At 62.0% G+C, this 12,308-nt stretch carries 10 protein-coding genes; all 10 read left to right on the top strand.

What is annotated here, in order from left to right; translation table 11 throughout:
- Window positions 1-32 precede the first annotated feature (32 nt).
- The 10 genes from rplS (at window position 33) to uvrA (ending at window position 12,302) form a co-directional block, all read left to right on the top strand.
- Window positions 33-374 carry a 50S ribosomal protein L19 gene (gene rplS, locus HMPREF9451_RS04730; protein WP_009139164.1) on the top strand — a complete coding sequence of 114 codons (342 nt, stop codon included), beginning with the start codon at window positions 33-35 and terminating at the stop codon, window positions 372-374.
- Window positions 375-545: 171 nt separating this feature from the next.
- Entirely contained in the window at window positions 546-1,322 is a 777-nt protein-coding gene (locus tag HMPREF9451_RS04725) for a ribonuclease HII (protein WP_040626057.1), read from the top strand.
- 263 nt (window positions 1,323-1,585) lie between these two features.
- Window positions 1,586-2,146: a YraN family protein gene (locus HMPREF9451_RS04720; RefSeq protein ID WP_009139162.1), complete on the top strand. Its 561-nt coding sequence runs from the start codon at window positions 1,586-1,588 to the stop codon at window positions 2,144-2,146.
- Window positions 2,147-3,640 (top strand): YifB family Mg chelatase-like AAA ATPase, encoded by a 1,494-nt coding sequence (locus HMPREF9451_RS04715; RefSeq protein WP_009139161.1) that lies wholly within the window; start codon window positions 2,147-2,149, stop codon window positions 3,638-3,640.
- A 76-nt stretch (window positions 3,641-3,716) separates the two neighbouring features.
- Window positions 3,717-4,736, top strand: a complete 1,020-nt coding sequence (gene dprA / locus HMPREF9451_RS04710; protein WP_009139160.1) for a DNA-processing protein DprA — start codon at window positions 3,717-3,719, stop codon at window positions 4,734-4,736.
- Between the two features lie 165 nt (window positions 4,737-4,901).
- Entirely contained in the window at window positions 4,902-6,242 is a 1,341-nt protein-coding gene (trmFO, locus tag HMPREF9451_RS04705) for a methylenetetrahydrofolate--tRNA-(uracil(54)-C(5))-methyltransferase (FADH(2)-oxidizing) TrmFO (RefSeq protein ID WP_040626055.1), read from the top strand.
- Window positions 6,243-6,245: 3 nt separating this feature from the next.
- On the top strand, window positions 6,246-7,166 hold the full coding sequence (locus tag HMPREF9451_RS04700) for a tyrosine recombinase (RefSeq protein ID WP_009139158.1): 921 nt from the start codon (window positions 6,246-6,248) through the stop codon (window positions 7,164-7,166).
- Between the two features lie 89 nt (window positions 7,167-7,255).
- Complete coding sequence (locus tag HMPREF9451_RS04695; RefSeq protein WP_083851848.1) at window positions 7,256-8,545, top strand: sensor histidine kinase; 1,290 nt, start codon at window positions 7,256-7,258, stop codon at window positions 8,543-8,545.
- Window positions 8,535-9,227 (top strand): response regulator, encoded by a 693-nt coding sequence (locus HMPREF9451_RS04690; protein WP_009139156.1) that lies wholly within the window; start codon window positions 8,535-8,537, stop codon window positions 9,225-9,227. The genes HMPREF9451_RS04695 and HMPREF9451_RS04690 overlap by 11 nt, the downstream gene beginning before the upstream one ends.
- Before the next feature lie 204 nt (window positions 9,228-9,431).
- On the top strand, window positions 9,432-12,302 hold the full coding sequence (uvrA, locus tag HMPREF9451_RS04685; protein WP_009139155.1) for an excinuclease ABC subunit UvrA: 2,871 nt from the start codon (window positions 9,432-9,434) through the stop codon (window positions 12,300-12,302).
- Window positions 12,303-12,308 lie beyond the last annotated feature (6 nt).

The raw sequence follows: 12,308 nt of genomic DNA, 5'->3' as shown, positions 1-12,308 counted from the left end.
TCGTTGCAAACGAAATGAAAAGGAAACGAAACATGGATATCATTCGCGCACTCGAACAGCAGCAGATCAAGGAAGTTGCTCCTTTCAACGTCGGTGACACCGTCAAGGTTCACTATCGCATTAAGGAAGGCAACCGCGAGCGTATTCAGGTCTTCCAGGGCGACGTCATCCGTCGTCACGGTCATTCTTGCCGTGAGACCTTCACCGTCCGCAAGATCAGCTTCTCCGTCGGCGTCGAGCGTACCTTCCCGGTATACTCTCCCAAGATCGACAAGATCGAGGTCGTTCGTCACGGTGCCGTTCGTCGCGCCAAGCTGTACTACCTTCGCAACAAGGTCGGCAAGGCTGCGAAAATCAAGGAAAAGGCTTTCTAAGTCGTTTACCGCAAGGCTCGCTTCGGCGGGCCTTTTTTCTCGTAAGGGCCTTATGCCTCGGGGAGGGAATGTATCCGCGGCATGATTCGGGCGAGGGCTCGCTCGCGTTTCGATTGGGGCGAGAGATTCGTCCGCATGCAACCCGGGCGATTACGAAAGGGCGTACCCGCAATGCGCACACTGACAGAGATAAAGCAGGTCCTGCACGAGGCCGACCGCGAAGCGTACGAGGCCATGGCCCGAGCCTTGGCGGCCGATGAGCGCAAAGGGGTCAAGCAGGCCCTTGCCGCGACGCTTCGGCGTCTTGATGCGCAAGATGCCGAGCGCGCACGCCTTGAGGGCATGTACGCGTTCCAGCGCGAGTTTTGCGAATCCGGCCTGGTTGCGGGCCTTGATGAGGTGGGCCGCGGCCCGGTTGCCGGTCCTTTGACGGTGGCCGCCGTAGTGCTGCCCGACAATCCTCGGATCGAAGGGCTCAACGATTCGAAGCAGATACCCCCTGAGAAGCGTGAGCGCATCGCGAAAGAGGTCAAGGAGATCGCCCTTGCATGGGATATCGAGCACATTGCGCCGGCGTTCATAGACGAACACGGCATGTCGGCCTCGTTGCGCACGGCGTTCGCCCGCGCGGTCGCAGCCGTCGAAGGCCAGGGGTTCGTCTTGGACTGCGTGCTTCTCGATGGCAATCCGCTCGGCATCGATTCGCGTGAGCACAACGTGGTCAAAGGCGACGCGAAGTGCGCTTCCATTGCGGCTGCATCCATCATCGCCAAGGTCGAGCGCGATGCTCTCATGTGTGAATACGCCGAGCAGTTTCCAGGATACGGATTCGAAAGCAACAAAGGCTACGCGAGCGCGGAGCATATCTCCGCCATTTTGGAATTGGGCCTCAGCCCTCTTCACCGCGCATCGTTTTGTCGCGCCTGGACGCAAGAAAGCCTTTTCTAGCCGAGGAAAGCGTTTCGAAGCAGCTAACGTCTTGGGGCCGAATGGATGGTGGCATGCATCCGTTCGGCCCCAAGACGTTTTTTTCTGCGAAGCTTCGGTTCGATGAAGCTGCTTGGCTGGTTTTGGCCCGGTTTCGGCAAGGGGTTCGGCCGCGAGCCGCAAGGTCGGCGTCGCTTTCGCGCAAGGAAGCATGCCCTGCGCTGTCCAAAAAGAGGAAACCACTCGGTCCTATGCTTGGTTCTCCCGAGAGACAGGAGGCCGGTATGGGAACGAAGACGGATGTGCATGTGAAAGTTCGCGCGAATGGCGGCGAGCATAACGAGGGGCGCTGCTCGACAAAGGCCCGCATGGCGCGTGCACAAAATAGAATCGTCGCCGAGCGCGCCGCCGCAAGGCGTGCGGAAGAGGCGTTCGAGCAGGCGCACATCTGCGAAGACTGCGAGGAAGCGGGGGAGCCCCTCGAAGGAAGTCTTGGCGATCGAGGCGAGGAGGCTGCCTGCGAGCTGCTCAAACGCCGTGGCTACATCATCTTGGAACGCAATTGGACGTGCGTTGCCGGCGAGGCGGACATCGTCGCTCGCGACGAAGACGGAACTTTGGTGTTCGTCGAGGTGAAAACGCGATCGAGCTTGAAGCACGGCCTTCCCAGCGAGGCGGTCACGCCGAAGAAGCGTGCGCGCTACGAGCGAATAGCCGGGTATTTCCTGGCGGACTACGACGGCATGGAATGCCGCGTGCGCTTCGACGTAATATCCATTTTGGCCTTGCCGAACGGCCGCGCTCTGGTTCGCCATTACATCAACGCTTTCGGAACGGGGTGCTGAATGCATCTGCAGTGTGTGTTGAAATCGGCGACGATCGTCGGAGTGGCCGCATTGCCCGTTGACGTGGAGGTCGTGGTGTCGAACGGGCTTCCGGGCATGACGATTGTCGGAATGCCCGATGCGGCGGTGCGCGAGTCGCAGGAGCGCGTCCGCGCCGCCATCAGAGCCTGCGGCTTTACGATGCCCCAGGATAAAGTGGTGGTCAATCTGGCTCCCGGGTCGCTTCGCAAGGTGGGGGCTGGGTTTGACCTTCCCATAGCCGCGGCCATACTCGGCGCCACGGGGCAGGTCGATTCTCGCAAGCTCGAGCAATACCTTTGGGCGGGAGAGTTGTCTCTTGAAGGGGCGGTTCGCCCGGTGAAAGGGGTGATTGCGTACGCTTCGTGCGCGCGCGATCTGGGGCTGAGCCTCGCCGTTTCGTGCGATTCGCAGGATTGCGCGCCTCTTGAAGGGATCGAGCAATTCGGGTTTCGCTCGTTGGCAGGCCTGCGCACGCTCGATCCCGCTCCTTTGCGTCCGAAAGCCTATGAGCGGGGGCGGGCGCTGCTCGATTTCGGCGAGATACGCGGCCACGAGGCGGCGAAGCGGGCAATGCAGATCGCGGCGGCAGGAGGGCATGGGATTCTTCTCATGGGGCCTCCGGGCTCGGGCAAGACCATGCTTGCAAAGGCGCTGCCTTCCATCCTGCCTCCCCTCGGCGAAAAGGAACGCATCCAGGCGGCTATGGTCCATTCGGTCGCGGGCGAGCCTATCGGGGCCATTCTCGCGGGCGCGAGGCCGTTTCGTTGCGTGCACCATTCCGCAAGCATGGCTGGTCTGGTCGGCGGGGGAACGCCCGTCAGGCCGGGCGAGATTTCCCTCGCGCACGAAGGGGTCCTTTTCCTCGATGAGCTTCCGGAGTTTTCGCCTGCGGCCCTGCAGGCTCTCCGCCAGCCTATGGAGCAAGGATCCATCACGGTGACGCGCGCCGACGGGAGCGTGAAGATGCCGGCGCGGTTCATGACGGTGGCGGCGGCGAATCCGTGCCCGTGCGGGTATTTCGGCGACCCCGAACGGGCATGCACGTGCACCCCTTCCCAGGTGTCTCGCTATCAAGGGCGCATAGGCGGCCCGTTGCTCGATCGTATAGACATGCATATCGACGTGTGGAGGTGCGACCCGGGTTCTATCATCCACGGCGGCGAAAGTGCGGGAGCAGCTTCTGCCAAGCTGTCCGTTGGCGTATGCGCGGCGCGCGAATTCGCCCGATGGCGCATCGAGGTTCTTGGCGATGAGGATGGGGATTCGGCCGCCTCTTTGCTTTCTCGATGCAGACTCGATTCCTCCGGGGAGGCGCTTCTCGAGTCGGTCGCGAAATCGCAAGGCCTTTCGGGCAGAGGCATAGCGCGCGTGCTGTCGGTTGCGCGCACGATTGCTGACATGGACGAATCGAAAAGAGTGGGGGAAAGTCATCTTGTCGAGGCGATCGGTTTCAGGATGAGGGGGTGCTTGTGATGGGGACTGTGTTCGTGCGGAAGGCGAACAGGGTCGCGAATGGCCCCGTCCAGGAAGGCTTCGGGAGGTGGTTACGATGAGCGCGAGGGCTGTTGCCTCCCGCGAAGCGGGCACTGCATGCATAGCGGGCCCACGGTTCGAGATAGCGCGTGGCGATCCTGAATACCCCGCAGCGCTCGAAGCCCTTTCGAAGCCGCCCGAGACGCTGTATCTCATCGGCGATACTCAGGCGCTGCAGGAAGGTCTCGCCGTTGTGGGCGCGCGCAATGCGACGCCGTACGGCAGAAGCGCGGCTCGCCTGCTTGCCGGATGCGCCGCCCGCATGGGAATCTGCGTCATATCGGGCGGAGCGCGCGGCTGTGATTCATACGCCCATGAGGCGGCCATCGAGGCAGGAGGCAGGACGGTGGCGTTTCTGGGAGGAGGCTGCGACGTCGTGTACCCTTCGTGCAACAAAGGGCTCTTCAACCGCATCGTCGAATCGGGCGGGGCGGTGGTTTCGGAGCATCCGTGGAACTTTCCTCCCAAGCCGTATACGTTTCGGGCGCGCAACAGGCTTATAGCGTCTTTGGCCCGTGCGACGCTCGTGGTGGAGGCGGGGGTTCCTAGCGGTACGTTTTCGACGGCGGACGAGGCCCTTGCCGCGAACAAGGACGTGCTCGCCGTGCCTGGGTCCATCTTCTCGCCCACGTCGCGCGGATCGAATGCGCTTATTGCCCAGGGAGCAGGTCCGGTGGTGGACGAAGCGGAATTCGAGGAGCTTCTGACGAGGCTTTTCCCCGAGAAGGCGTATCCGAATGGTCGCGCCGCGCAGCTGACGATGCTCTTTTCCCGCGAGGAAGGGGGCTGCGCTGCTCCTTCGACAGGCGGTAGTTCTTCGGCTTTGAAGGCGTGCGACGATTCGGGCGGTCTGGTGATAAGCGCCTTGCGCGCCGACCCGATGCGTCTCGAACAGCTCGTGGAAGAGTTCGCAACGGGGGAATCGGGCCCGTTTGCCACGGTGGGGGATTTGATGGCGTGCGTGGGCAGGCTCGAGGCGCTTGGGGTCATAGAGCGTTTTCCCGACGGACGGTTCGGGTGCATGCGTGCCACCTGAGTTTCGTCGTCTCGCTCAGACGCGTGCGAGCTGTGCGACGGCTCTTTCGGCGCAGGTATGCGTGCCGATGGGGCCGTCATCGCGGCTGCCTGGTTCGGATGCGTGCGTGCTGTGTGGCGTTCGCCGCGTCGATGGGGTCGAAGAGCGTTGTGGTATGCTTTGCCGATGGAAAAAACAGTGAACATCATCGGTGCCGGCCTCGCCGGAAGTGAAGCGGCCTTGCAGCTTGCTTCGCGCGGCGTCCAAGTACGCTTGTATGAGATGCGCCCCGAAACGAAGACGGCGGTGCATCACGGATCGGATTGCGCTGAACTCGTCTGCTCGAACTCGTTGAAGAGCATGAAGCCGGAAAGCGCCGCGGGCATGCTCAAAGCGGAGCTTTCCGCCATGGGGTCGTTTCTCATCGAGCAGGCGCATCGCGCCCGTGTCGAGGCGGGAGGGGCGCTTGCGGTTGACCGCGATGTCTTCTCTGCAGGCGTGACGCGTCTGGTGAAAGACCATCCGAACATCGATTACATCGTGGGAGAGGTAAAAGAGCCCCCGTCGGATGCCGATGCCGTCGTTCTTGCCACGGGCCCGCTTACCTCCGACGCCCTGGCGTCATGGATAGCCCGCGAAACGGGGTCTGAGAACCTCGCGTTCTTCGATGCCGCGGCTCCGATCGTCATGGCCGACTCCCTTGATGAGACGGTGCTGTTCAGGCAGTCTCGCTACGAGTCGGATGCCGTCGGGGACTACCTGAACGCCCCGTTCACCAAGGAAAGCTACGATGCGTTCATCGACGAGCTCCTGAAGGCCGAGCGTGTCATCAAGAAGGATTTCGAGACGAACGATTTGTTCCAGGCGTGTCAGCCGATCGAGGAGATCGCCCGCAAGGGCCATGACGCTCCTCGGTTCGGTACGTGCAAGCCGGTCGGGCTTACCGATCCTGCAACGGGCCGTCGCCCCTGGGCGGCGGTGCAGCTTCGCGCCGAAAACTCGGATTTGACCGCCTACAATCTCGTCGGGTTCCAGACCAATCTGACCTTTCCCGAGCAACGCCGCGTCTTTCGCATGATTCCAGGGTTGGAGCATGCCGAATTCGCCCGCTACGGCGTTATGCATCGCAATACGTTCGTGTGCGCTCCGAAGCTGCTCGATGCGACGCTTCGCGTGCGCGAGACCTCTTGTCCTGTGCCTCTTCATATAGCGGGTCAGCTTTCGGGAACGGAGGGGTACTGCGAGGCCATCATGTCGGGTCTTTACGCGGCTCTGTGCGTCTACGCCGACCTGTCGGGATCGACCATGCCGCCCATGCCTCGCGACATGGCGTTCGGGGCATTGCTCGCTTACGCCACCGATCAAAACACCTGCGACTACCAGCCGATGCATGTCAATTTCGGCATTATGGAGCCTTTCGCCGAGCGCATCCGTAATAAGCAGCAGCGTTACGCCGCTTATGCCCAGCGCGGAGAACGCGCGCTTCGCGCGTACGTTGACGACCTGCGCGAAGCGGGGGTGCTCTAGGCCATGCCCCAGGATTTGTCGGAGGCGAACGAGCGCTACGCGGGGCTCGTCGACCGATTCTGCACGATGCTCGAGGCCGAAAGAAACGCCTCCCCGCATACCGTTCGCAGCTACAGGGCCGACCTTGCAAGCTACGGTTCGTGGGCCGATCGGGCGGGAGTCGATCCTTTAGGCGCCACGCATCGCGAGGTGCGCGGATACCTCTCCGAGCTCGACCGTGCCGCATATTCGCGGCGTACCATCAACAGGCATCTTTCCGCGCTTCGCTCTTTTTTCCGCTGGGCGGTCGCGCGCGGGCATGCGGAATCAGATCCCGTAAGCGTTCTTCAAGGGCCGAAGGCGGCGAAGCGCCTGCCGCGGGTCATATCTGCCGCCGAGATGGCGAAGCTGCTCGGCGCGTATGCGGGAAGCGACGAACCCGAGGATATGCGAAATAAGGCTATCCTTGAGTTTCTCTATGCATGCGGAGCTCGCGTCTCCGAGACCTCCGACCTGCTTGCTTGCGATGTGGATTTCGACCTCAAGCAGGCTAAGGTATTCGGGAAAGGCGGCAAGGAGCGAATCATTCCGTTGCACGATCTTGCCGTGGACTCCATGCGCACTTATGCGTGGATCGCCCGCCCTGCGCTGCTGGGCGGCAAGGAGTGCCCGCATTTCTTCGTGTCGACGCGCGGCAATAAGATGACGACCGACGCCTTGCGCAAGATGTTCAAGAAGAGCCTCTTGCTTGCGGGCCTGGATGCCTCCCTGAGCCCTCACGACATGCGCCATACATTTGCGACCGACCTTTTGGAGGGTGGGGCTGACCTGCGCAGCGTCCAAGAGATGCTCGGCCATGCCCGCCTGTCCACGACTCAGATCTATACGCACGTTTCCCCAGCGCGCTTGAAAAGCGAGCACCATCGAGCCCATCCGCGCGGTTAGTCCCCGCACGCAGAGCGCGAGGTTACGTTGAATACGGTATGGCATGCGGCGGATGCCTGCCTTAGCATGAGGTGATGATGAAAAACACGATGCATACCCTGCGGCAGAGGTTTTCCTCGTTTTCCGACGACGTGCAGCAGCGTCGCTTTCTCGATGCCGCTCGTCCTGCGGAAGAGGATGCCCTGCGCGCCAGCGACTGGGTTGTCGATGCGGGCATCGCCTTAATCGCGTTTTTGTTCGGCTGCGGACAACTTTTTCTCGCGTCGACGTCGGTCATCTACGTGGACGGTCCGTTTCGGGAGATGGCGGGGCTTGTCAACATCGTTCCCAACATGTACGCCTACGGCGCGTTGGCTTTCACGACGCTTCCGCTCGTGCTTCGTCGTGTGGCGCCGTGGCCGACGCTTGCGATCGTTCTCGCGTGCTTTTTTTTCTCGAGCGGCTACATGTCCGGATTCGCCCTTTCGGCGATCGGTCCCATGGTGGCCGTGTGCAGCCTGAGCTATCTGCTCGACAGGCGGCACGCCGTCGTTGCCGGCCTTCTTACGGCAACGGTGATGCTGCTTGCCCCCACGCCTCTTCCGAGCGAGACGCTTGCCACGGTCATGCGCACGCAAAACCTCATCTTCGTCGTTGCTGCGGCGCTTGCCGGATTCGCTCTCAGGACGTATCGGGCCTACATGGCGGAAACGCACCGTCGCCTGGAAGAGGCCGAGCGAAGCCGCGAAGAGCTTGCCGCTCGCCGCGTCGCCGAAGAGCGCGTGCGCATCGCGCGCGACGTGCACGACATCACGGCGCACTCCCTTTCCGCCGTGGCCATCCAGGCTGCCGCCGCTGAGCGCCTGGTCGATTCCGACCCTGCTGCAGCGAAAGAAGCCATTGCGGATATTCGCCTCGTGTCGAAAGGCGCCCTTGACGAGATACGCTCCATGATCGGCGTTCTTCGAGGGGACGAAAAGCCCGAGACCGCCCCTTCCGAAGGCACGGAGCGTCTGGCCGATGTTGTCGAATACCTTCGCAGGGCTTCTTTGGAGGTTACGTGCGCAACGAAGGGCTACCGCAGAGAAGACGTTCCCGCTATCGTGGATATGGCGCTGTTTTCCCTGGTGAGGGAGGCGGCAACGAACACCGTCCGCCATGCGCAGGCGAACTCGGTCGACATCCTCCTTCGTTCTACGGCAACGCAGGCATCCCTGGTCTTTTCCGATGACGGCGTAGGGCTCGCAGACGACGTTGCCGCATCGGCTCCGGGCCACGGGCTCGAAGGGATGAAGGAACGCATAGAAGCGCTCGGCGGCGTGTTTTCGATAGACGGTTCGCACGGCGGGTGCGTGCTGAAGGCTGAGATACCGTTGGAAGGCGGTCGGTATGGACTCTAGGGGTACGAATGCTCCAGATGTGATTCGCGTGGCGATAGCCGACGACCAGGATTTGGTGCGCAAGGGGTTTCGTCTCATTCTTTCGTCGTTTCCCGGCATCAAAGTGGTGGGGGAGGCCGTGGATGGGTTCGATGCGGTCGCGCTCGCCAAAAGGATGCGTCCCGATGTGCTGCTGATGGACATCCGCATGCCGCGGAAAAATGGGATTGAGGCAACGCGCCTGCTTTCCGACGACCCCGAAACGCGGCATACCGCCGTCTTGATTCTCACAACGTTCGACCTGGACGAATACGTCTACGACGCCCTTGCGGCGGGGGCGAGCGGGTTTCTTCTCAAGGACGTGGAGCCCGAAGAGCTCGCTCGCGCGGTGCGCGTCGTCGCACAGGGCGATGCGCTCATCGACCCTTCCATCACCCGCCGTCTTGTCGAGACCTATGCGCAATCGCGTCGCAAGTCCCGTTTCGACGGCTCGACCATCGATGGTTTGACCGAGCGCGAACGCGAGATTCTCTCCATGGTGGGTCGCGGCATGAGCAACGAAGAGATCGCGTCCGATTTTGTCATCTCGCCGGCCACCGTTCGCACGCACGTGGGGCGCATCATGAGCAAGCTCGATGCGCACGACCGCGCCCAGCTGGTCGTGGCGGCTTACGAGAGCGGTCTGGTGAAGCCGGGGATGTAAAGACACCAGGCGCTTTGCGCCGAAGCCTGTCGGCCGCAGCGCGATTGCGCGGCGCTTCGAAGGGCGTCGGTCACAGAGCGCGGCGCATTTTGTGCACCCGTTTTGGACGAACCGAGGAAATCACGTACTTTTGTTCGGCTCTGTTCCGCCATGCGCTACAATCGTGGCGCTGTAATTTCGCATACTCGGAAAAAGGGGCTTGATGTGGCAAGCGATTCCATCGTCATACGCGGCGCTCGCGAGCACAATCTGAAAAACGTCGACGTGGCCATCCCGCGTGACAAGCTGGTCGTGATCACCGGCCTGTCGGGAAGCGGAAAGTCGAGCTTGGCCTTCGACACCATCTATGCCGAAGGCCAGCGTCGCTACGTCGAAAGCCTTTCGGCCTATGCGCGCCAGTTCCTCGGGCAGATGAACAAGCCCGACCTCGATAGCATCGACGGTCTTTCTCCCGCAGTCGCGATCGACCAAAAGACTACGTCGAAAAATCCACGCTCCACGGTGGGCACGGTCACAGAAATCTATGACTATCTGCGCCTGCTGTACGCGCGCGTCGGCGTGCCTCATTGCCCCGAATGCGGCAGGGAAATCAAGAAGCGTACTACCGACCAGGTCACTGATGAAATCCTGGGGCTGGGCGAGGGCAAGCGCGCCATGATCTTGGCCCCGGTCGTGGTGGGGCGCAAGGGCGAGCATGCGAAGATACTCGCAGATCTTCAGAAAGAAGGTTTCTCCCGCGTCCGTATCGACGGCGAAGTCCGCAAGCTCGAGGGCGAGCCGATCAAACTCGACAAGAAATTCAAGCATACGATCGACGTCGTGGTCGACCGCGTCGTATTGAAGGCTTCTGCAACGAGCCGCATCGCGGAGTCGGTCGAAGTCGCCACGAAGCTCAGCGAGGGCCGCGTGGTCGTCCACGTTCTCGATGACGCCAAAGTCGCTGACGACCCGCAGAAGAGCACTCCTGGCTTCACAGGCGTTTCTGCGGGCGACCATTTCTTCTCGCTCGCGCTGGCTTGTCCTGAGCACGGCCACTCGATGGACGAGCTCCAGCCGCGCGATTTCAGCTTCAACGCCCCGTACGGCGCCTGCCCTGACTGCGCGGGCCTAGGTAGCCGCGAAGAGGTGGATCCGAGCCTGCTGGTTCCCGACCCGTCCCTTTCGCTGAACGAGGGCGCCATCGCGCCGTTTGCCACGGGCAATTACTATCCGCAGGTTCTTCGTGCGGTCTGCGCCCATATGGGCGCAGACCCTGCAACGCCGTGGGAAGACCTGCCCAAGAAGGTGCGCGATGCGCTTCTGTATGGCATTAAGGACGAAAAGGTGCGGGTCGATTACGTCACCGTCGACGGACGGGAGACCTACTGGTTCATCGACTGGGAGGGTGCCTGCGAGGCCGTCATGGGCCGCTACAAGGACGCGCAGTCCGATTCCCAGCGTGAGAAATACGAGAAATACTTCGCCACCATTCCCTGCGCCACCTGCGGCGGTAAACGCCTGCGCCCCGAGATCTTGGCGGTCACGGTGGGCGGCAGGAACATCCACGAGGTCTGCGAGCTCTCCGCCGCGGATTCCCTGGCTTTCTTCGACGGTTTGGCGCTTTCCGAGCGCGATGCCACCATAGGTTCGGCTATCGTGAAAGAGATTCGCGCCCGCTTGAAGTTTCTGGTGGACGTGGGCTTGGACTACCTCACGCTCGAACGCGGAACCGCATCGCTTTCCGGCGGCGAAGCGCAGCGAATACGCCTTGCCACCCAGATCGGAGCGGGGCTCATGGGCGTTCTCTACATCCTCGACGAACCCTCCATCGGCCTGCATCAAAGGGACAACGAGCGACTGATTGCGACACTGGAGCATCTGCGCGATTTGGGCAACACGGTCATCGTGGTGGAGCACGACGAAGACACCATCCGCCATGCGGACTTCGTCATAGATATGGGGCCCGGTGCAGGAGAGCACGGCGGTTACGTCGTCGCTGCGGGCACTCCGGAGGAGGTCGCGGCCGCCGAGGGAAGCTTCACGGCCGATTACCTCTCGGGAAGGCGGCGCATCGCCGTTCCGTCCGAGCGAAGGCGTCCGAAGCGCGGCTCGGTCAAAATCACGGGCGCTTCGGCGAACAACCTGAAAAACGTCACGGCGCAGGTGGAGATCGGCACGCTTACCGTGGTCACGGGCGTTTCGGGCTCGGGCAAAAGCTCGCTTATTACCGACACGCTTGCCCCTGCGCTGGCGAACCGCATCAATCGGGCCCATCACCGCACGGGCGCATACCGAAAGCTCACGGGATATGAGGCCCTGGATAAAATCATCGATATCGACCAGAGCCCCATCGGCCGCACGCCTCGCTCCAACCCCGCCACCTACATCGGGCTGTGGGACGATATACGCGCGCTGTTCGCCAGCACGCAGGAGGCCAAGGCTCGCGGATACGCGCCCGGCCGTTTCAGCTTCAACGTAAGCGGCGGCAGGTGCGAAGCGTGCAAAGGCGACGGCCAGATCAAAATCGAGATGCATTTTCTTCCTGACGTCTACGTGCCTTGCGAAGTGTGCGGAGGCAAGCGTTACAACCGAGAAACGCTGCAGGTGACCTATCGTGGCAAGACCGTCTACGACGTCTTGGACATGACCGTCGAAGAGGCACTCGAGTTCTTCAAAAACATCCCGGGCGTCGCCCGCAAGCTGCAGACGCTCTTCGACGTGGGTCTTGGCTATATTCGCCTTGGGCAGCCCGCCACCACGCTTTCGGGCGGCGAGGCTCAGCGCGTGAAGCTGGCGAGCGAGCTACAGCGTCGGCAGACCGGCAAGACCTTCTATATCCTCGACGAGCCCACGACGGGCCTGCATATGGAAGACGTGCGCCAGCTGCTTGACGTGCTTCAGCGCCTGGTGGACAAGGGCAACACCGTTCTTGTCATCGAGCACAATCTCGACGTGATCAAATGCGCCGATCGCATCATCGACCTCGGTCCCGAGGGCGGCGACCGCGGCGGCACCATCGTGGCGTGCGGAACCCCGGAAGAAGTGGCCAAGGTTCCCGAAAGCCACACGGGGCGTTTCCTGCGCGATTTGCTGTAGGGGGGA

The sequence above is a fragment of the Slackia piriformis YIT 12062 genome (assembly GCF_000296445.1).
Lineage (GTDB): Bacteria > Actinomycetota > Coriobacteriia > Coriobacteriales > Eggerthellaceae > Slackia > Slackia piriformis.
Note: the sequence above shows the minus strand (reverse complement) of the source record. Positions and strands in the feature narration are given on the sequence as shown.